The 20241-nt window shown below is 58.8% G+C and carries 16 protein-coding genes; 6 read left to right on the plus strand and 10 right to left on the minus strand.

All coding sequences use genetic code 11. The features are described from left to right. Positions 1-27 precede the first annotated feature (27 nt). Positions 28-1086: a succinylglutamate desuccinylase gene (gene astE, locus JIF53_RS03530; protein ID WP_199451839.1), complete on the plus strand. Its 1059-nt coding sequence runs from the start codon at positions 28-30 to the stop codon at positions 1084-1086. Between the two features lie 24 nt (positions 1087-1110). Here the strand turns inward: astE and JIF53_RS03535 are convergent, their stop codons facing one another. Both JIF53_RS03535 and JIF53_RS03540 read right to left on the minus strand, forming a co-directional pair. Next, complete coding sequence (locus JIF53_RS03535) at positions 1111-4137, minus strand: efflux RND transporter permease subunit (RefSeq protein WP_199451840.1); 3027 nt, start codon at positions 4135-4137, stop codon at positions 1111-1113. Beyond that, entirely contained in the window at positions 4137-5228 is a 1092-nt protein-coding gene (locus JIF53_RS03540) for an efflux RND transporter periplasmic adaptor subunit (protein ID WP_199451841.1), read from the minus strand. Before JIF53_RS03540 ends, JIF53_RS03535 begins: the two co-directional genes overlap by 1 nt. A gap of 163 nt (positions 5229-5391) precedes the next feature. Here JIF53_RS03540 and JIF53_RS03545 point away from each other — a divergent pair, with 163 nt between their 5' ends. Next, complete coding sequence (locus JIF53_RS03545; protein ID WP_014422565.1) at positions 5392-6036, plus strand: TetR/AcrR family transcriptional regulator; 645 nt, start codon at positions 5392-5394, stop codon at positions 6034-6036. Between the two features lie 11 nt (positions 6037-6047). Here JIF53_RS03545 and astB read toward each other — a convergent pair whose 3' ends face one another. The 7 genes from astB to cadR all read right to left on the minus strand — a co-directional run bounded on the left by astB (position 6048) and on the right by cadR (position 14577). After that, entirely contained in the window at positions 6048-7388 is a 1341-nt protein-coding gene (astB, locus tag JIF53_RS03550) for an N-succinylarginine dihydrolase (RefSeq protein ID WP_199451842.1), read from the minus strand. A 14-nt stretch (positions 7389-7402) separates the two neighbouring features. Further along, positions 7403-8878 carry a succinylglutamate-semialdehyde dehydrogenase gene (astD, locus tag JIF53_RS03555; RefSeq protein WP_121207586.1) on the minus strand — a complete coding sequence of 492 codons (1476 nt, stop codon included), beginning with the start codon at positions 8876-8878 and terminating at the stop codon, positions 7403-7405. After that, on the minus strand, positions 8866-9963 hold the full coding sequence (gene astA / locus JIF53_RS03560) for an arginine N-succinyltransferase (protein ID WP_014422568.1): 1098 nt from the start codon (positions 9961-9963) through the stop codon (positions 8866-8868). The genes astD and astA overlap by 13 nt, the downstream gene beginning before the upstream one ends. Positions 9964-9990: 27 nt before the next feature. Further along, positions 9991-11007 (minus strand): arginine N-succinyltransferase, encoded by a 1017-nt coding sequence (locus tag JIF53_RS03565; RefSeq protein WP_153740576.1) that lies wholly within the window; start codon positions 11005-11007, stop codon positions 9991-9993. 168 nt (positions 11008-11175) lie between these two features. Further along, positions 11176-12393, minus strand: a complete 1218-nt coding sequence (locus JIF53_RS03570) for an aspartate aminotransferase family protein (RefSeq protein ID WP_153740575.1) — start codon at positions 12391-12393, stop codon at positions 11176-11178. 44 nt (positions 12394-12437) lie between these two features. After that, a complete protein-coding gene (locus tag JIF53_RS03575) occupies positions 12438-13901 on the minus strand; it encodes an exonuclease domain-containing protein (RefSeq protein WP_416234179.1) in 1464 nt (487 codons plus the stop codon). Positions 13902-14169: 268 nt separating this feature from the next. After that, positions 14170-14577 (minus strand): Cd(II)/Pb(II)-responsive transcriptional regulator, encoded by a 408-nt coding sequence (gene cadR / locus JIF53_RS03580; protein WP_007148576.1) that lies wholly within the window; start codon positions 14575-14577, stop codon positions 14170-14172. Between the two features lie 95 nt (positions 14578-14672). Between cadR and JIF53_RS03585 the strand changes: the two genes are divergently transcribed. The 4 genes from JIF53_RS03585 to JIF53_RS03600 all read left to right on the plus strand — a co-directional run bounded on the left by JIF53_RS03585 (position 14673) and on the right by JIF53_RS03600 (position 18562). Beyond that, positions 14673-15569 carry a cation transporter gene (locus JIF53_RS03585; RefSeq protein ID WP_004364974.1) on the plus strand — a complete coding sequence of 299 codons (897 nt, stop codon included), beginning with the start codon at positions 14673-14675 and terminating at the stop codon, positions 15567-15569. A gap of 3 nt (positions 15570-15572) precedes the next feature. After that, the gene (gene lspA / locus JIF53_RS03590) at positions 15573-16085 is read left to right on the plus strand and encodes a signal peptidase II (RefSeq protein ID WP_003821921.1); all 513 of its coding nucleotides are present in this window, start codon (positions 15573-15575) and stop codon (positions 16083-16085) included. A gap of 21 nt (positions 16086-16106) precedes the next feature. Continuing rightward, complete coding sequence (locus JIF53_RS03595) at positions 16107-17396, plus strand: ISL3-like element ISPpu12 family transposase (RefSeq protein ID WP_011784406.1); 1290 nt, start codon at positions 16107-16109, stop codon at positions 17394-17396. A gap of 92 nt (positions 17397-17488) precedes the next feature. After that, positions 17489-18562: a DcaP family trimeric outer membrane transporter gene (locus JIF53_RS03600; protein ID WP_228285456.1), complete on the plus strand. Its 1074-nt coding sequence runs from the start codon at positions 17489-17491 to the stop codon at positions 18560-18562. 400 nt (positions 18563-18962) lie between these two features. Here the strand turns inward: JIF53_RS03600 and JIF53_RS03605 are convergent, their stop codons facing one another. Next, positions 18963-20216 carry an NADH:flavin oxidoreductase/NADH oxidase family protein gene (locus JIF53_RS03605; protein WP_153740573.1) on the minus strand — a complete coding sequence of 418 codons (1254 nt, stop codon included), beginning with the start codon at positions 20214-20216 and terminating at the stop codon, positions 18963-18965. Positions 20217-20241: the final 25 nt, after the last annotated feature.

Here is a 20241-nt window from a genome sequence, read left to right on the forward strand (position 1 = left end):
ATGCCCCCAAACGCTGCAGGGGAGTCTATGAAGGCTACGAATCAAATCTTTGACTTTCACCCGGACTGGCTTAGCCATACCCTCGCCAACGCTTCCGCTGATCTGCCCGAAACCAAAACCTCCCTGCCCGATGGCACCCAGGTTTCCCGCAAGGCCAACGGGGTTCTGTGGCTGACGCCACCGGCTGACAGGGCTAACCCGAATCAGGAAGCGCTGATCATTTCTGCCGGGGTGCATGGCAATGAAACGGCGCCGATTGAAGTGCTCAACACGCTGGTGTCGGAGTTGTTTTCCGGGGAGTGGTCGCTGGCGTGCCCGCTGCTGCTGATCCTGGGCAACCCTCCTGCCATGGTGGAGGGTGAGCGGTTTCTGGATGTGAACATGAACCGGTTGTTCAATGGTGCCCATGGCAAACCGGAATATTCCGGGCTTGCGGAGGGCCGGCGGGCTCGGTTTCTGGAGGAAATGTGTCGGCAATTTGCGATGGCGCATCAGGGCCTGGCGTTAAACCATTATGATCTGCATACCGCTATTCGCCCGTCGAAACGGGAGCGCTTTGCGCTGTACCCGTACGTGGAAGGGCGGTCGGTTCCGGCCGGCCAGTGTGCGTTCCTGCTGGAGGCCGAGGTGGAGACCCTGTTGCTGCAGCATAAGGAATCGACAGTGTTTTCATCGTTCACTGCCAGCACTCTGAAGGCGGAGAGTTTTACCATTGAACTGGGCAAGGTGGAGCCGTTTGGCCGGAATGATCTGCGACGGTTCCAAGGCATTGAGCGGGCCTTGCGCCGGCGTTTCCGGGGCGAGGCAGCGCCCGCAGTGCAGCCACCATTTGATCATCTGACGGTGTTTGAGGTGGTGCATGAGGTGCTCAATACCGGGCCGTCTTTCCGGTTTCATGTTCCGGACGATGTGGCGAACTTCACGGAGTATCAGCCTGGCACGGTGATCTGGGAGGATGATCAGGATGACTACCGGGTCGGAACCGCGCCGGAGGCGGTGGTGTTTCCAAACCGGGCGGTGCCTGTGGGCCAGCGGGTGGGTTTGATGATCCGAGCCAGGGAAGTGTACAGGGCCGGCTCTGTCTGAGCCGCCCTGTACATGACACCAGGTTCAGGCTGGCGCGTTTTCGGGTTCGCCCACCGGCAGTTTGATCAGTTTGGTGCAGACTGACGGTATCACCAGCAGGGTCAGGACCGTCGAAGCCAGCAAACCACTGATGATGGCCCAGGCCATGGGTGGCCACAGGGTGGAACTTGAGAACGCCAGCGGCAGCAGGCCGGCCACGGTGGTTGCGGTGGTCAGCAGGATGGGCCGGGTACGGCGTTCCACAGCGGTGCGCACCGCATCGGCAATGGCTCGGCCCCGTTCCAGCTCCCGATCCATTACGTCCAGCAGCACGATGGCGTTGTTCACCACGATACCAACCAGAGCAATCACCCCCAGCAGCGACTGAAAACCGAAGGGCGAACCGGACAGAACCAGCCCCGGGAAAATGCCAACGGTTGCCAGCGGTACGGTCAGCAGGATAATGCCCACCCGCCGGAAGGAGTTGAACTGCAACAGCAGGAAGAACAGCAACAGCAGCATGCCGATCGGTGCCGCGGTCAGCAGTGCGGAGTTGGCACGGTCAGAACCTTCGGCATCTCCTCCCATGTCCAGTCGCGTGCCCGCCGGCAACGGGTTCTGTTCCAGGCCCGCATACAGGCCGTCCAGCGCCTGGCTGAAGCTGTAGTCTTCCTCCAGATTGGCACTGATCGTATTCACCCGTACCCCGTTGCGCAGGTAAACCGCCGCCGGTTCCCAGGTAGTTTCAACCGTGGCCACGGCCGATAGCGGAATGGCATCGCCCTGGTCGTTGTAGGTATTCACAGACAGCAGGCGCGACAGTGACAGCGACGTGCCTTCGCGGGAGCGCAGCACGATGGGTATCGGGTCGTCCTCCTGTCGATAACGCTCAGCCACGGCGCCGTAGCTCTGGCCATACAGGCTCTGGGCAACATCGGCTCGGGTGAGGCCATAGCGGGCGGCGGTGGCGTCGTCCACATTGATGGCGATGCTGGGCACACCAATGTCGAGATCGTGACGAACATCCACCGTGCCCTCAACACCCCTGAGAATGGAATAGACCTGCTCGGTGGCTCGGGCGCGGGCGTTGTCGTCCGGATGGAAGACACGGACTTCTACCGGCGCAGGCCGCGGTGGTCCCTGCCCCAGAATCCCGGCGGTGATATCCAGCTCCGGTAGCGACCGGGCGGCCTCGTGGCGGATCCATTTCACCAGGTCGGTGGTATCGGCCAGCGTCGGCGTGCGAACCACCAGCCTTGCCCGGTTAGGCGCCTGTGGCGAGCGCTGCAGATTGTAATAGAACGACGGCCCGGTAAAGCCGACAAAGCGGTGCACTTCCAGTGCCTCGGGCCGGGTCCGAATGGCCTGTTCAAGAACGGCGGCCACTTCAGAGGTTCGGGCCTGATCGGTGCCTTCGGGCATGTACATCTCGACGATGACACGAGGGCGGTCTGCGTTGGGGAAAAACTGCTGGGCCATGAACGGGGTCATGCCCAGGCTGATCACCACCAGCAGGGCGCCGGCGGTAATCAACCGGCCCGGGTGCCGATACACCAGGCCACCGAGGTAGCTGGCCAGGCCGATAAGCCGGTCTTTGTGAATATTTTTCCGGGGCTTCAGAAAACGCGCCGCCAGCAGGGGCACGGCAGAAATTGCCAGCAGATAGCTCACAGAAAGGGTGAGCATGATCATCACCGGCACGCCCCGGGTGAAATCCGCGGCGCCGCCCCTGGCCATCAACAGCGGCGCAAAGGCGGCAAGTGTTGTGCCGGTAGACGCACCCAACGGCCCGGCCAGCTCACCGACCGCCTTGCGCAGGGCATCCAGCCGGCGCATGCCCTCATCCAGATGGCCCTGTATGTTTTCAACAATCACAATGGCGTTGTCGATCAGGATACCCAGGGAAATGACCATCCCGATAACGGCAATCTGATGCAACACCCCACCCCCGAGGTCATAGAGCCCCACGCTGATCAGGGCCACCATGGGCAGGATGGACGCCACCAGCAGGCCCATGCGGATACCCATGCCGGTAAATACCACCGCCACAATGATCAGTACCGACAGCACCAGGCTCCAGGCCAGATCATCCAGCCGGTCAGACACCTTGTCGGGCTGAAAAAACATCTCGCGGAGCTGGTACGGCTCGAAGTCTGGACGCACCTGGTCCAGCCGTTCCCGGATCCGCTCGCCAAAGCGGATGGCGTCGGTGGAACCTTCTTCCATGATAATTGACAGCAACACCACCCGCTCGCCGTCGAACCAGGTCTCTGGCTGCCGGGGCTCGGCCGGCCCACGCCAGACTTCTGCGGCCGCTGCCAGGGGCACCTGGGAGCCATCTGGCAGCTCAATGGGCGTCGCGCGAATCGCGTCTATGTCCGTGAACTCAGTGTTCGGCAATACTGATAGGCGCTTGCCTTCCACCACCACGAAGCCACCGGGGATGGTCTGGTTGCGCCGGGCCAGGGTGTCGAGTATCCGCTTGGGCGGAACTCCCAGCCGATACAGCGCGGCGTCGTCAAGTGCCAGGGTAATCTGTTCGTCGGCATCCCCTTCAAGTTCAATGCGGGAGATGCCAGGGATATCCAGAAGGTTCTGTTTCAGGCGTTCGGCCACCTCCGAAAGCTCAGTCACTGAGGGTGAACCGCCCACGGCCAGCACCACGGCCGGGATGTCGATCAGACGGTCATCCAGCTCCATCAGGCCCACATCATCGGGGAAATCCTGGCGCGCCCGCTCCATGGCCTGACGAACCCGATCCCACGCCGAATCGGTGTCGTAGATGCGGTCCCGGAGTTTCAGCCGGGCCAGTGCCACGCCGGTTCTGGCGGTGCCCTGGCTCCAGTCCAGCTCTTCGACCTGACGCAATTCATCGGTCAGCGGCTGAAGCACCAGGCGCTCAACCGCCTCGGCACTGGCACCGGGATAACTCACCGTGATCATACCGGCCCGGTATGGGAAACTCGGATCTTCCTGACGGGGCATGGTGCTGTAGGCGGCAATACCGAGCAGGCAGAGCATGGTCACCACCATGCCCAGCAAGCGTTGACAGTTAAGCAGTCGGCGGGTCATCAGCGCACCTCCACGGTGTCACCATCCACCAGCCGGGTCATACCGGCATACACCACCTGATCTCCCGGGCTCAATGCACCCGGGTGCACCATGACGCGCTCACCGATGACCCGGTCGACCTGTACCGGAACCCGCTGAGCTACCTGGTCTTGCACCCGGAACACACTGGTGCCGGTACTGTCGCGAACGACCGCCAGCAGGGGCACGGTAATGGCAGATTCCCGCACCGGGGCAATGCCCACTTCCACCGGCTCACCGGAGGACAGGGAATTTGGTGGCAGGCTGACCAGTACCGGATGCAGTTCCCCGCGGATGGAACTGCCCTGGGCAATCTCCACCACAGTGCCGGTGGCAGGTTCACGGTTGCGGTCCTGCACCAGCCAAACCGGTAACTCCTGACCAATCCGGACATGGCCGAGCAAGTGCGCGGGCACCCGCACTTCCACTTCCCGCCCCAGCGGCGAGGACAAGCGCATGACCGGCTGCCCCGCCCCCACGAACTCATCCCGCTCCACCAGCAATGCTTCCACCTGCCCGGCAAAGGGCGCTTTCAGAACACTTTCCTCAAGCAGCCTCGTGGCTTCGGCCAGTGAGGCTTCGGCTGTCGCCATGCTCGCCCTCAGGGAATCCCGGCGGGCGGCAATCTGTTCCAGCGTCTGCTCCGAGACCACGCCTCGCTGATGCAACCGGCTGGAGCGTTCCCACTCCCGCTGGGCCTGTTCAAACTGGGTTCTCAGCTCATCCAGGCGGGCAGCTGCGGAATCCCGCGCCGGTTCCAGCGCCGGATTGTACAGACGCGCCAGCACATCACCGGGCTTTACCGTCTGCCCCAGCTCAACCGGGCGTTCCTTGAGCGTCCCGCTGACCTGAAATGTGAGGGTTGCACGCTGGGCTGCACGGACAATGCCGGAAAACCGCAGAGGAATTTCTTCCATCTGGCCACCGGTGACAGCGGATACCCGCACGGAGACCGGCGTATTTTCAGCGTTTTCGCCGGATTCGGTACCGCCACCGCGGCAGCCGGAGACAGACAGTACGGCCAGCAGCGCACTGGCCAGAACAAACGGAGAGTGACGTAGTGTGAGAGACATAGTGTTCCAGCCCCTTTCCCTGAACAGGTTGATTGTGACCTCCGGTCCATCGGAGGTTGCCCATTGTTTCCGACATCATGTCACTCTTTGACAAATTGTCAATAATCGGCTTTCATCGGTTATCAGTTATCATGCAGCCAAAGCCGGAAAGCTCGGGATCACAATGAATGAACCGCTGAAATCACGACGGGAACGGGAAAAACAGGCAAGGTACGACGCCATTCTGGACGCCGCCGAACTGGTATTCTCAGAAAAGGGCTACGACCGCACCTCCATGGACGACATTGCGCGCACAGCCAGTCTGAGCCGGGCTCTGCTCTATGTCTATTTCAAGGATAAGGCCGCCATCCAGCGAGGCATCATGCTGCGGGCCGGGCAGGATCTGGTGACCCGGTTTGAGCGGGCGATGCAGGCAACCGATACCGGGCTCGGGAAGATCCGGGCCATGGGAGAGGCTTATTACCGTTTCTTTGTGGAAGCTCCGGACTACTTCACCGCTCTGACCAAGGCTTCCACCGCCATCGCCGATGCGGAAGAAGACCAGGCCAGGGAGATGCTGTGTTCAAAGAACGAACTGATGGTGCTGATGGAAGCGGCGATTCATCTTGGCCTGGAAGACGGCACCATCAGCCGCGACCGTATCCAGTCGCCAGCGCAAACCGCGCTTTACCTGCGCGGCGCCCTGCATGGCGTGATCATGCTGTGCCAGGCGGAATCCACCGAGGCCGGGGAGTTTCCTTCCGAAGCACTCATTCGTCACACCATGGATATGCTGACCCGGTCTATCTCCAGCGAGCCGGTACGCTGAGCTGACCAGCCTTACAACTGAAAATCGTAGATGCTGCCGAGGCCAAGAATACCGGTCAGTTCATCCAGCGCCTTGCGCACTTCCTCCAGTAACATCGGGTCGGCCAGGTCCTGCTGGCTGAGCTGGTCGCGGTAGTGGGCTTCAACCCAGGAGGTCAGTCGCTCATAGAGCGCATCGGTCAGGATCACACCCCGGTTGATAGCGTGCAGCTCGTCGTCGTTGAGCGCCACCCGCAAGCGCAGACACGCAGGCCCGCCACCATTGCGCATGGACTGTTTGACATCGAACACTTCCACCGCGGTGATCGGCGTGTCGGCTTTCACCAGTTCATCCAGATACCGGCTGACCGAGGCCACTTCGCGGCACTCACCCGGTACAGCCAGCAGCATACCATCGGCAGTGTTCAACAACTGGCTGTTGAACAGATAGGAGGCCACCGCATCTTCGATGGGCACCTGCGCTGATGAAACACGCACGGCTTCCAGCTCGGCACCGGTCAGGCGTTCCTGGATGTCTGCCAGCACCCGGGCTTCCTCAAGAAAAGCCTGCTCGTGATAGAACAGGCAATTGCCATTACCGACCGCAATCACATCGTTGTGAAACACGCCGGCATCGATAGCCGCCGGATTCTGCTGGGCAAACACGGCATGGCGATCGGTCAGGCCATGCAGGCGAGCAATGGCGCGTGACGCTTCCAGGGTCTGGCGCGCCGGGTACTTGCTTGGCGCCGGAGCGGATTCATTGAACGCGACCTGACCATACACAAACAGCTCAACGCCCGGCTCCCCGTAGCGACTGCACAGGCGGGTGTGGTTGGCCGCCCCCTCATCGCCAAAATGACTGACTGACGGCAGCGCCGGATGATGGGCAAAGTAACTTTCGTCACCAAAAATCGCTTTCAGCGAACGACCCGTGACCTGGTGTTCAATGGAGCGGTGGAACTTGGCACTGAGATTGGCCGGGGTGAAGTGCACCCGGTGATCGGCTGTGTCGGCACTGGGAGAGACGGTAGCCGCGTTCGCGGTCCACATGCAGGACGCCGACGACACCGCCGCCAGAATGGAGGGATCTGCCTTGGCTACGGCTTCCAGAATCTGGCGCTCGTTGCCTTCAAAGCCCAGCGCACGGAGGGTGGGAATGTGCGGGCGCTCGTGGGGTGGCAGAATGCCCTGCACATAGCCCCGGTCCGCCAGCCGCTTCATCTTCGCCAATCCCTGGAGTGCCGCCTCCCTGGGGTTGGCCACCGCATTGACGTTGGATTTTGAGGCCACATTGCCCCAGGACAGCCCGGCGTAGTTATGGGTCGGTCCCACCAGGCCATCGAAGTTTGCTTCTACCGCATGTTTAACCATGGCAGCTGTTCCTGTCAGTCAAAGTTCAGGCCCGGGGCCAGGCTATCCGGCAGCTCACTCTTGCCGGCTTCCAGAGAGGCCATCGGCCAGGCGCAGTAATCGGCCGCGTAATAGGCACTGGCACGATGGTTACCGCTGGCACCGACACCACCGAACGGTGCGGCACTGCTTGCCCCGGTAAGTGGCCGATTCCAGTTCACAATACCGGCGCGCACTTCCTCCACCAGACGGTTATAGAGTTTGCGGTCATCGCTCAGGATGCCGGCAGACAGGCCGTAGCGAGTGTTGTTGGCAAGCTCCAGGGCCTCATCAAAGCCTTTGTAGCGGTACACCGTCAGCAGCGGACCGAAAAACTCCTGGTCTTCCAGCTCTATCCCGGTCGCATCCACAATCCCCGGCGACAACAGGCCGGTATCGGGCTTGAGCTGTTTCATTTCCAGCAGCGAGCTCGCACCCTTTTCCAGCATGCCAGCCTGAGCCTTGAGTAGCTGGTCTGCCGCATCAGCAGAAATCACCGAGCCCATAAACGGCTGCGGGTCAGCATCGAATTCCGCCACGGTGATGCGGGCCGCCACTTCTACCAGCCGTGCCAGAAATTCATCGCCTTTCTTGCCTTTGGGCACCAGTAACCGGCGAGCACAGGTACAGCGCTGGCCGGCCGACAGGAACGCGGACTGCAGTGCGTGGTGCACGGCGCCATCCAGATCTGACACATTTTGAACGATCAGAGGGTTATTACCGCCCATCTCCAGCGCCAGGATTTTTTCCGGCTGGCCGCCGAACTGTTCGTGCAGCAGGTGCCCGACGGTGGAACTGCCGGTAAAGAACAAACCGTCAATCAGCGGGTGGCGGGCCAGGCACTTGCCGGTATCGGAACCGCCCTGAACCAGATTGATCACCCCATCCGGCAGACCGGCTTTTTCCCAGAGCCTGACAGTGAGTTCCGCCACCCCCGGGGTCAGTTCGCTGGGTTTGAACACCACGGTATTGCCGGCCAGCAAGGCCGGCACAATGTGCCCGTTAGGCAGATGGCCCGGGAAGTTATAGGGGCCAAACACGGCGACCACGCCATGGGGGCGGTGGCGCAACACCGCATGTCCGCCGGCCACGTCAGATTCAGTGTGCCCCGTACGCTCGTTGTAGGCTTTCACGGAGATCGGAATTTTGCCCATCATGGCCGCCACTTCGGTGCGGGACTCCCAGAGAGGCTTTCCTGTTTCCAGGCCGATCTGATGGGCCATTTCTTCCTTGTTGGCCTCAAGCAGTTCGCCGAAGGCCTCAATCACCGCCTGGCGTTCTGCGAGACTTTTCCGGCGCCAGGCCAGAAACGCCTTTCGAGCTTCCCGAACCGCTGCGTCAACATCTTCGAGACTGGCGGCATTGCCATCCCAGACCGTTTCACCTGTTACCGGCTGCACCGATTCAAAGGGCGCTCCGTGGCCTTGCAGCCAGAGCCCGTCGATGTACACATTGCCTGTCAGGTTTGCCATTGTTTACCACCTCCCGGTTCGGAATTGTTTGGACGGATGGGCGACAAAGCACCCTCCTTCAAGGGGGCAATACGCACCGGATCACCCGACTCCACTAAAAGAGCCTCCGCCAGCACTCTAGGAATTTTGACAGTGTCGGGCCCGATGCAGTTCATGGGTATGGTGGTTACCCGAAAGTCCCGGAACGACCGGTTCGAGATCATCACCCGTTGCTCTGCCGGCACATCCAGATCCATGCTGTGATTGACCACCATGGCATGCCGGTTGACCGCTTCCCGCACCGTACGAATGTTATGGACAAAGGCTTCAACCACAGGCCCGCCATCGAAAATATCCACCATGCCGTTGAAGTTGAAACCTTCGGCCTGCAGCATCTTCAGCGCCGGCCGGGTATTGTCGTGCACCATGCCAACGACCGCCCGCGCAGCGTCTGGCAACATCGGCAGGTAGATGGGGTATTTCGGCATCAGTTCCGCAATGAAGGATTTATTGCCAAGCCCGGAGAGCATATCGGCCTGGCTGAACTCCATGTCAAAAAACTTGCTGCCCAGGGCATCCCACAGGGGGCTTTTACCGTCTTTGTCCGAGACTCCACGCATTTCCGCGAACACTTTGTCGGAAAAGCGTTTGCGAAAATCGTCCAGGAACATAAAACGACAGCGGGATAACAACAGGCCATTGCCGCCGCCCTGATACTCGTCGGAAAGCAGCAGCGAGCAGATTTCGGTGGTGTCGGTCATGTCGTTGGACAGGTTCAGCGTGGGCGTGCGCACATGCACACCCAGCTCTTTCGATGCATTGACCGTGACACTCAGCCGGTAATTGTAGAACACTTCTTCCAGGCCAACCCGGGCCTCGATGCCACTGATGCCAACGGTCTTCCTGGCCTGAATATCTTCCAGCGCAAACAGGTACAGGGCCGCTTCCGGCGCACAGCGTTGATTGAAGGATTCACGGGCGCGATCAATCTTGCGCTGAAGCAGTTCCCGGTCGGCGGGCAATGTGGTCAGGCCTTTGCCGGCCTTCTGCGCCATGGCATAGAGGTCTTCCAGATCGTCAGACTGAAGCGGGCGGATCACCAGCATCTTACGCCCTCCCCTGTATTTGCATGCTCATAACGGTGAAATCCTTACCGGGTCGCCGGCGCTGCTTTGCAGGCCATGCCAGGTGCTCACCGGCACTTTTACATCATCCGCCAACGTTTCTGCCACCGGGGTCAACAGGCAGCGGAAGTGCTCACCTTCGCCGGCGCTGATCAGGCAGGTTTCACCATCGTTCTGGTGGCTGCCGTGCAGTGTTTTGGGCTGACTGGTCACCAGGGTTTTCAGGCTGTCGGTGCGCACTTCCATCACTGGTCCGCCGTCAAAGATATCGACGTAGCATCCGGGCTGAAAACCTTCGCGCTGGAGTAGCTGATAGTTGGGTTCGGTCAGCGGGTGTGGTTGGCCGAGGGCTTCCTGAGCCTCGGTACTGAGCAGGGTGACGTACACCGGGTTCGGCGGCATGAGTTCGGCAATAAAGGTTTTGCTGAGCTGGCCGGAATATTGATCGGCGGTTTCAAAGTCCATATTGAAGAAATGTCGCCCCAGGCTGTCCCAGAAGGGCACGCTGCCGTTTTCGTGCTGTACGCCCTGGATTTCAACCACCGTTCGGTTGGTGAACCATTCCCGGTGGCTGGCAATGAACATCATTCTGGCCCGGGATAGCAGCTCGAATACCGGGGTGTTGCGGTGTTGTTCTTTCAGGGTGAAGGAGCACAGCAGTGTCAGGTCGGTCAGGGCGTGGCTCGGGTACAGGACTTCGACGCGGCGCGAGACGTTGAGTTCGTGGGAGGCGTGGATGAGGTAGTCACGCCGGTAATTGTAAAACGGGTGGCCGTTGCCGGCGCGGCTGTCGATACCTGCGGTGCCGGCGATTTCGCCGGTTTCGGTGTTTTCGAGTACGAACAGAAAGCGGCGCGGAGTGCCTTCGGGGGCGTTGTCGGCCAGGGAGTCCCGGGAGTGTTGAATTTTCCGGGCCAGGGTTTCTTCGGTTTTGGGCAGGGTGGACGAGAGCCTGGCGGTTTGGGCGCCGGCTATGTCCAGGATTTGTTGCAGGTCATCCAGTTTGGCTGGTCTGACTCGCCACATGGTGCGCTCCTCTATCGAACCATCAGGATTTTTGGAGCAGGCTCGCCCGCCCCTGGAACTGGGTTCCCCTTCCGGAAACCGCTACAAGCACATCCCTGTGCGCTTCTCTCCGGCCATCCATGGCCTCCGAAATTTCCGGAAGGGGAACCCAGCCCCAGGGGCTACATTTTACTTAGCCGTGATCTTCTTCACTGCAGCTTCAAACCTTTCCAGCGCTTCTTCAATATCCGTTTCCGGAATGATCAGCGAAGGCGCCAGCCGCACCACATTGGCTCCGGCTACCAGGACCATCACGCCCTCATCCAGACCGGCGTTCAGGAAGTCTTTGGCCTTGCCCTGCCATTGTTCGGTCAGTACACAACCCAAGAGTAGACCAGCACCGCGAACTTCGGAGAACACGCCGTAGCGTTCGCCGATGTCCATCATGCCTTTGCGCAGTTTTTCGGAGCGGGCTTTGACGCCCTTGAGGATTTCCGGCTGGCTGACGGTGTCGATGACTTTCTGGGCCACGGCGCAAGCCAACGCGTTGCCGCCGTAGGTGCTGCCGTGGGTGCCTACGCCCAGGCTGGCCGCGACTTTGGCGGTGGTCAGCATGGCGGCAACCGGGAAGCCGCCGCCCAGGCCTTTGGCGCTGGAGAGGATGTCCGGTGTTACGCCGTACATTTCGTAGGCGTACAGGTAGCCGGTGCGGCCTACGCCGCTTTGGACTTCGTCGAAGACCAGCAGGGCGTTGTGTTCGTCGCAGAGCTCTCGCAGCCCTTGCAGGAATTCGGGATCTGCCGGCATGACGCCGCCTTCACCCTGGACGGGCTCGACCACGACAGCGCAGGTCTTCTCTTTGGAGATCAGCGCTTTCACTGAGTCCAGGTTATTGAATTCGGCGTGATGGATGCCGCCGGGGGCCGGTTCAAAGCCTTCCAGGTATTTGGGCTGGCCACCCACACTGACGGTGAACAGGGTGCGGCCGTGGAAGGAATTCTTGAACGAAATGATCTCGTGTTTTTCCGGACCGTAGTGTTCCCAGGCGTAGCGACGGGCCAGTTTGAAGGCAGCTTCGTTGGCTTCAGCGCCGGAGTTTGCAAAGAACACCCGCTCGGCGAAGGTGAGGTCACACAGGGTTTTGGCCAGCCGCAGGGCAGGCTCGTTGGTCATGACGTTCGACAGGTGCCAGATTTTTTCTGACTGTTCCTGTAACGCACCCAATAGCCCCGGATGGGCGTGGCCCAGGCTGGTGACGGCAATACCACCCTGCAAATCCACGAACTCTCGGCCTTCCTGATCCCACACGCGGGAGCCTTCGCCTCGCACCGGGATAATGGTTCCGGGGGCGTAGTTGGGCACCATGACTTCATCAAAAAGTTCGCGGGAGACAGGTTCTCTGTTCATGGATCTCTCTCTGAGTGGATGAATTCCTCCCCATAATACGCCACTCAGGGCATAAGAACAGCCGGTTGTGTTATAGCATGTAACTCGATGATGCGATGGTGGTTTCGATCTTTCCCCAGGAGCGCTTTAATGAGCAGCTTGTAGGAATCCAGATCAAAGGTGACCGGGTCTTCGCCGGGCTGATAGTCGTGCAGATCGGCCTCGGTGTGCTGGTCGCTGCGCAGCGTTTCTATATGAATCCAGTTCCAGATGATCAGCCAGTCCGTGCGTCCGTTTTCCGGGTTTTCTTCGGCCAGGGCAACTGGGCCGGGCCAGGGCCAGGTTTTCAGACGCAGATTATGAAAGGCGATCTGCATGCGCAGGTTGAACCGGGTGACGTCTTCCGCGCCTTCACAGGCACCTTTGCACCGCCCCAGGGATCGTTGAAAGCATGGTCCCGGGGTTGCCGGCTCCAGTCCCAGGAGTTTTCCGCACAGGTCGTTTTTGCTGGCGATGCCCCGTAACGCACTTAACGCGTCCCGCTTGCTGCGAAACAGGCCGAAGTAATCTCCCAGTTGATCCGGCGTGATGGTTCTGGCCAACTCGGCATTCAGGTAGCCGGAGTTGTCCGGGTGCAGGGCGATGCTGACCAGGCTTTTCGCCGCCCGTGAGCGACGGTTGAACAGCGAGCTCAGGGTCTTTATCTGTTTGAGTTCCAGCAACAGGGCACCTAGCTCTCCGGCAGTTTCGGTGTATTCCACCCGGCGCAGGCTTTCGGACAGCCGGATTCCACGGCTGCTCTGATGATCACCGGAAAAATGCGAGGCCACCCGCTGGCGAATATTGGTGCTTTTGCCCACGTACAGCAGCACATCGTTATCTCCATAAAACCGGTACACACCGGGCCCCGCCGGCAAATCAGCGAGCATTTCCGCGGGTACGTTGGAGGGTGTGCTGGGGCGCTGGAGCAGGCGGTTGATGGTGGCACCAACGGTGTCTTCGCCCTGCTCAAGCAAGGTGTGTTCAAAGAACGCCAGCATGGCAGTGACATCGCCCATGGCCCGGTGGCGCTCAACAGCGGGTAATCCGTGCCGGGCGATCAGCGCATCCATGTTGTGGCGTTCGGCCTCCGGATAGAGCGCCCGGGAAAGTCGAACGGTGCAAAGCACCCGGGCACTGAACAGTCGCCCCAATCTGCGGAATTCACTCTTGATAAAACCGTAATCAAAGCGTGCGTTGTGGGCGACAAAAATGCACCCGTCCAGGTGCCGCTCCAGCTCGTCGGCAATGGTCTCAAAACGAGGGGCACTCGCCACCATGGCATTGGAGATACCCGTCAGTCGTTCGATGAACCCGGAGATCCGGGCTTCCGGGTTCAGGAGCGTTTGCCATTCCCCCACAACGACCCCGTTACGCCAGAAGCGGATACCAATTTCGGTGATCCGATCCCGCTGGGCATTGCCGCCGGTGGTTTCAATATCGACGAAGGCAAACGTAGGTTCAGATAGCATCTCGTGTTTGAAAATCATCTTGCCCATTACGACCAAAGTACTCCTCCGGATGCCACCATGACTGAATCGAAGGCCTATAGTCATTCGTCTAAATAATCACCGATTCTGTTTGAATTGTCATAGATTCGTAACTACTTTGTCTGTGGGTCCAACAACAATAAACGTGTGGAGACAACAACAATGCAAAGCAACAAATTAAGGGTAAGCGGATTAAATGGTTGATCTTACCTTTGCATGAGAGTGAGACAGACCGGCATCTCATCGGATTATCTGGTTGATGCTTCACCTACTGCTGGTGCATGTTTCCTTCGCTAATTCCAGCAAGAACCCCACACGCCTCAACTTCCCGGTCATCGTTGCAACTCGCTCTCAGTGAAACGAGTTGTTTCTCAAGCGCTTGCAGAGCGGTTATCTGCGACCGCACATGAGAGATGTGATCATCGAGCAAGGTGTTGACGGCGGTACAAGGCTGATGAGGGTCGTCCTGATAGCTCTGTAGTTCGTGAATCTCAGCCAGTGACAGGCCCAGGATTCTGCAGCGACGGATGAAGGCCAGCCCCTCACCATGCTTCTCGGTATAGACACGGTAACCGTTGTCCTGCCGATCAGGCGGCGGCAACAAGCCCTGCTGTTCATAGAAGCGGATCGTCTGTGTTTCGACCCCTACCAACTGCGCCAACTGACCAATGCGCATCAGCCTCCTCCCCAACGGATTCTTTACTCTATTGACCTTATAGTAGCTTTATAGTTTTAAATGGTACCACAACATTGTTCAAGTGGAGTCGTATCATGAGCAAATCCTGTGGTGGCGCCTGTGGCGGTGATGCAACGTCCGCAGCGGATACCGATATACAGGCCTCCTCCGAGGCGCCAGGGAGATGGGTCAGTGTTTATGCCGTGCCGAAGATGGACTGTCCATCAGAAGAACGAATGATTCGCCTAGCCCTGAACGGCTTTGAGGAGATTCGGGCGCTGTCCTTCGACTTGTCGAACCGCCGGCTGAAGGTCGTGCATGACGGCGAGGTCGAGCCCGTCACCTCGAAACTGAAGACCTTGGGGCTAGGCGCCTCGCTTCAGGAAACCGTCGCTGCAAATCCGGAGACCATCAAGGCCGCCGAGTTTTCGGCAGCTTCTGCTAAGCAAGAATCCGGGACCCTGCGCTGGTTGCTCGGCATCAATGCACTTCTGTTCGTGGTGGAAATGACTGCCGGTCTGATCGCCCGGTCCACCGGCCTGATTGGAGAATCCCTGGACAATTTTGCCGATGCGGCGGTGTACGGGCTTGCCCTTTATGCGGTTGGACATAGCGTGAAAATGCAGGTACGTGCCGCGCATCTTGCTGGTGTACTGCAACTGATCTTGGCTGTGGGCGTGCTCGTAGAGGTGGTGAGACGCTTTGTATTCGGTAGTGAGCCTGAATCGCTGGTGATGATGGCTATCGCATTCGTCGCATTGATTGCCAATACCAGTTGTCTGCTGCTCATATCCAAACATCGGGAAGGCGGGGCGCACATGAAGGCAAGCTGGATATTCTCGGCCAACGACGTGGTGATCAACCTGGGGGTCATCACCGCCGGCGCCCTGGTCGCGTGGACCGGTTCCAATTATCCGGATCTGATTATCGGCACCATCGCGGGGGGCATTGTACTTAACGGTGCCAGACGCATTTTGGCGTTGAAGGGTTAAATAATGCTCATTATTGGCAAAAAGCTCTCGCCGTATGCCCTATTGTCCATATCGGGCCTGCTGGCAGCGTCTGATCAGGCTGTAAAGTGGCTGGTGCAGCAATCAATGGCCTATGGCGAGTATGTTTCGGTGACCCCGTTCTTTAACTGGGTGCACCTATGGAACACCGGTGCCGCATTCAGTCTTTTTGCGAATGGTGGAGGCTGGCAGCGCTACTTTTTTATCGGAATCGCGGTAGTGGTCTCGATTTTTCTGATCAAGCTGATCCTTGAAAATCGTCATAAAGGAGAAGCCATCGCTTACAGTCTTATCCTCGGTGGCGCCATGGGCAACCTGATTGACCGGGTCTTTCGCGGCTATGTTGTGGATTCCTTTGATTTCTATTGGCGAGACTGGCATTGGCCGGCCTTCAACCTGGCTGATATTGCAATTGTCCTCGGTGCCTTACTTTTCGTTTCCAGCAGCTTGTTGGGTAAAAAAGCAAACACCAATGCCGAGTCGGATGGATCTGACTGACACCTACGCCTATACAACACCATGACCGAACTTCCCGACAACATCCTTCACCTGCCGCAATACCAAGTACTGGGCTGCAAATCAACCGACGACGAAATGCACTTCCAGGTGGACGTGCCCGATCCCATCGCCTGCGAGGAATGCGGCGTGCAGGGTGAGTTCGTACGGTTCGGCAAGCGTGACGTTCCCTATCGTGATCTGCCCATCCACGGCAAGCGGGTCACTCTCTGGGTGGTCCGCCGCCGATACACCTGCCGGGCCTGCAAGACAACATTCAGGCCCCAGCTACCGGAGATGGTGGACGGATTCCGTATGACACTGCGGCTGCATGAGTACGTGGAGAAGGAATCCTTCAACCACCCCTACACCTTTGTGGCGGCACAGACCGGCCTGGACGAGAAGACGGTGCGCGACATCTTCAACGCCCGCGCCGAGTTCCTGGGGCGCTGGCACCGCTTCGAGACGCCCCGCATCCTGGGCATTGACGAGCTATACCTGAACAAGCGCTACCGCTGCATTCTGACCAACATTGAGGAGCGAACCCTGCTCGACCTGCTGACCACCCGCCGCCAGGACGTGGTGACCAACTACCTGATGAAGCTGAAAGACCGGCAGAAGGTCGAGATCGTCAGCATGGACATGTGGAACCCCTACCGGGCAGCGGTCAAGGCTGTGCTGCCCCAGGCCCGTATCGTGGTCGATAAGTTCCATGTGGTGCGCATGGCCAACGATGCCCTAGAGAGAGTGCGCAAGGGCCTCAGAAAGGAGCTGAAACCGTCCCAGAGCCGGACTCTCAAGGGAGACCGGAAAATCCTGCTGAAACGCGCTCACGAAGTCTCAGACCGGGAGCGCCTCATCATGGAGACCTGGACAGGCGCGTTCCCGCAACTGCTGGCCGCCTACGAGCACAAGGAGCGCTTCTACGGCATCTGGGACGCCACCACACGGCTCCAGGCAGAAGCCGCCCTGGACGAGTGGATAGCCACCATCCCGAAGGGCCAAAAGGAAGTCTGGAGCGATCTGGTCAGGGCAGTGGGAAACTGGCGCGAAGAGACCATGACCTACTTCGAGACGGACATGCCCGTCACCAACGCTTACACGGAGTCCATCAACCGACTGGCCAAGGACAAGAACCGTGAAGGGCGCGGTTACTCCTTCGAGGTGATGCGGGCACGAATGCTCTACACCACGAAGCACAAGAAGAAGGCACCGACTGCGAAGGTCTCTCCTTTCTACAAGAAAACCATCGGTTACGGACTGCCGGACTTCGCAGAGGAACTCAACTACGGAGTCGATCTATCAACCATCTGAGGGTGGTATCAGATTGATGGGGTGAAGGTGCCCCATCAACCATTAAATCCGTATACCCCAAATTAAGAATGGCAATTCGTGCGACGGCTGCTATGACAGTTCTGGGTCTGGCTTCTCAGGCGCAGGCGTTTGAAATCCAGGCCGGCGATGTGAATGCCGACATCTACGGCTACGCGCGACTGACTGCCACTTACGATATCAACGAAAAGATCACTGGCGATGACAGCACGCTGGCTGGTGATTTCGGAAAAGTTTCCGGCTCAGACAATGAAGGTCATTTCGACGCCTCAGCAACTCAAAGCCGTATTGGTGTCAAAGCAAGCCTGCCGCAGGATTTCAAGATCACTGTTGAAGGTGATTTTGCCAGTGGTGGCAACTTCCGTCTGCGCCATGCCTTCGGTGAGTACAACGGCATTCTGGCAGGGCAGACCTGGTCAAACTACAACAGCTTCACCGGCAACACGCCAACCCTGGACTTCAACGGTAGTGCCGGCTGGGCAGGATATCAGCTTCGGACCGCACAGCTTCGTTACACCACAGGAGGTCTCTCCGTCTCAGTAGAGGATCCCAAGGGTTCGTTGGACGGAACAACGGTTACAGTCGGCGGGGACGACGTTGACACCGACAAAGATACCATGCCGGCCTTCACTGCTCGCTACGAGGGCTCTGCTGATGCTCTGTCGTTCGCAGTTGCCGGTCTCGTCAAGCAAAACGCCTATGAAAACGAATTCAACGGCACTGACGATACAGCCATGGGTTACGGCATGTTTGGCGCTGCCAAATTCAAGGCCTCTGACATGGTGTCTATCCAAGGCGCACTGAACTACACAGACGGCGCCAACGCCTATCTGTACCAGTCCGGTTCTGCCGATGCCTACCTCGACGGTGAAGACCTCGAAACCATCTCAGGCTACGGCGCCTCAATCGGCACCAGCTTGTCTCTGGGTAACGGCCGCAGCGTCAACCTGACCTACGGTATGGTAGAACTGGATGTTGAAAATGATGGAGACGAGGAAACCCGCTCCAACATCATTGCCAACTACATGTGGACGCCGGTCAAGAGCGTGATGATGGGCGTTGAATATCAGTACTGGAAAACCGAAACCAAAGGTGGTGACAGTGAAGATGCTAACCGCCTGATGTTCGCAGCACAGTACAACTTCTGATCCTTCCTAATCAGAAGTTAACTCAGAATTACCCCGGCTCCGGCCGGGGTTTTTCGTTCCAGGATGGTGCGCCGGCACCATTCCTGCTCAGCTCACACCTTCCAGCCTCAAAGCCATTCACTCCTTATTTAACACTTTCATAGACTTACCTTCAGCCAACAGATTTGGCACGGCCAATGCAAAAGCTTGGATACGCTGGCGACAGCGAACTCGCATTCCCATCGCAACGACGTGAGGTAACGCCATGAAACTCGCCAAAGACCAAAACCTGTTGTTCGAACTGACCCAACCGGCAGAAGCCTGGGCCATGCAGGATCTGCACGATTATTTCGACTGGATGTTCTTTGCCAACTGATCAGAAAGGCGGCCGGCTGGCCCCCGGGGACAGCCGGCTCTCCGATTAGCTGCCCGCCCGTAACCGTGTTCGAACGCCTCGGGTAGCCATAACCGCCAGCACCTCCATCAGGGATAACAGGCCCCGGTCGTGCTGTTTTGGAGCCCTGCCACGGGCAATTCTTCCGATCTGACGGGTGTACCAACTGACCTCCATCAGAGCCATATCGTCGATCATTCGAAGGCCGGTTTTAATAGGCTTGACCGCACTGGTAACCGGATCGCCCGCCATAATACGAGTCGGCAGATCAGGTTCCACAACCAAGGGCCTTGCCAGCCCCACCAGGTCCGTGGCACCAGAATCGATGGCCTGTGCCATCCCCCGCTCTGTGCGGAACCCGCCCGTGACCATCAAGGGTACGTCCGTCAATTCACGGACTTTTTCAGCAAACTCCAGGAAGTAGGCTTCCCGTGCCAGGGTGCTGGCTTTCACCTCCTCGCTTCCGGCACCTTTCGCCATGGCGGGGTTTTCATAATTTCCTCCTGAGATTTCCACCAGATCAATGCCCTCTGCCACCAGCGCCTTGATCACAGCCAGAGACTCATCCTCAGTGAAGCCCCCGCGCTGAAAATCAGCCGAATTCAGTTTGATACCAACATTAAATTCCCTGCCACAAGCCTTGCGGATTTCTCGATACACAGACAGTACAAAGCGCCGCCGGTTCGCCGCAGAACCACCCCACTCGTCGGTGCGTTGATTGTGATGGGGAGACAAAAACTGGCTAACCAGATACCCATGGGCTCCGTGAATCTGTACACCATCAAATCCCGCCTTTTTGGCGACGGCTGCGGCCTGCGCAAAGCGACGAATAATGTCATCAATCTCCGGCCCCGTGAGCGCACGCGGAGTTGCGAACATCCCCCGCAGGTCCTTCTTGAACGGAATCGCGCTTGGAGACACCGGGTCTCTATTAAGCATCTTCGGGCTTTGCTTGCCTGGATGATTGAGCTGCATCCAGATCTGTTTCCCGCCACCCCGCCCGGCCCTGGCCCAGGATTTGAGAAGATCCAGATCGGCCTCATCCTCGACCACGACGTTTTGCGGCTCCCCGATGTGCCTCCGGTCAATCATCACGTTGCCAGTGATCGACAGCCCGGCACCCCCGTCTGCCCAGGCTCTGTAAAGGGTGATCAATTCTTTAGTCGGATGATTATCAATGCTTCCCAGCGTTTCGCTCATTGCGGACTTGGCAAAGCGATTGGGGATAACCGATCCATTCGGCAGCGTGAATGGCCTGGACATCAGTTCTGAGGGAGTCATGGGAGCCTCGTATCACAGTCGTTTG

It is taken from the genome of Marinobacter sp. bablab_jr008 (assembly GCF_016464145.1).
In the GTDB taxonomy this organism is placed as follows: Bacteria; Pseudomonadota; Gammaproteobacteria; order Pseudomonadales; family Oleiphilaceae; genus Marinobacter; species Marinobacter nauticus.

Bases quoted from the DNA above. Each gene is read 5' to 3' on its own strand.
- cadR (WP_007148576.1), bottom strand. From the start codon at position 14,577: ATGCGCATTGGTCAGTTGGCGCAGTTGGTAGGGGTCGAAACACAGACG.
- JIF53_RS03595 (WP_011784406.1), top strand. From the start codon at position 16,107: ATGACCGAACTTCCCGACAACATCCTTCACCTGCCGCAATACCAAGTA.
- JIF53_RS03565 (WP_153740576.1), bottom strand. From the start codon at position 11,007: ATGTGGCGAGTCAGACCAGCCAAACTGGATGACCTGCAACAAATCCTG.
- JIF53_RS03600 (WP_228285456.1), top strand. From the start codon at position 17,489: ATGACAGTTCTGGGTCTGGCTTCTCAGGCGCAGGCGTTTGAAATCCAG.
- lspA (WP_003821921.1), top strand. From the start codon at position 15,573: ATGCTCATTATTGGCAAAAAGCTCTCGCCGTATGCCCTATTGTCCATA.
- JIF53_RS03535 (WP_199451840.1), bottom strand. From the start codon at position 4,137: ATGACCCGCCGACTGCTTAACTGTCAACGCTTGCTGGGCATGGTGGTG.
- JIF53_RS03575 (WP_416234179.1), bottom strand. From the start codon at position 13,901: ATGATTTTCAAACACGAGATGCTATCTGAACCTACGTTTGCCTTCGTC.
- JIF53_RS03545 (WP_014422565.1), top strand. From the start codon at position 5,392: ATGAATGAACCGCTGAAATCACGACGGGAACGGGAAAAACAGGCAAGG.
- astD (WP_121207586.1), bottom strand. From the start codon at position 8,878: ATGGCAAACCTGACAGGCAATGTGTACATCGACGGGCTCTGGCTGCAA.
- astE (WP_199451839.1), top strand. From the start codon at position 28: ATGAAGGCTACGAATCAAATCTTTGACTTTCACCCGGACTGGCTTAGC.
- JIF53_RS03605 (WP_153740573.1), bottom strand. From the start codon at position 20,216: ATGACTCCCTCAGAACTGATGTCCAGGCCATTCACGCTGCCGAATGGA.
- JIF53_RS03570 (WP_153740575.1), bottom strand. From the start codon at position 12,393: ATGAACAGAGAACCTGTCTCCCGCGAACTTTTTGATGAAGTCATGGTG.
- JIF53_RS03540 (WP_199451841.1), bottom strand. From the start codon at position 5,228: ATGTCTCTCACACTACGTCACTCTCCGTTTGTTCTGGCCAGTGCGCTG.
- astB (WP_199451842.1), bottom strand. From the start codon at position 7,388: ATGGTTAAACATGCGGTAGAAGCAAACTTCGATGGCCTGGTGGGACCG.
- JIF53_RS03585 (WP_004364974.1), top strand. From the start codon at position 14,673: ATGAGCAAATCCTGTGGTGGCGCCTGTGGCGGTGATGCAACGTCCGCA.
- astA (WP_014422568.1), bottom strand. From the start codon at position 9,963: ATGCTGGTGATCCGCCCGCTTCAGTCTGACGATCTGGAAGACCTCTAT.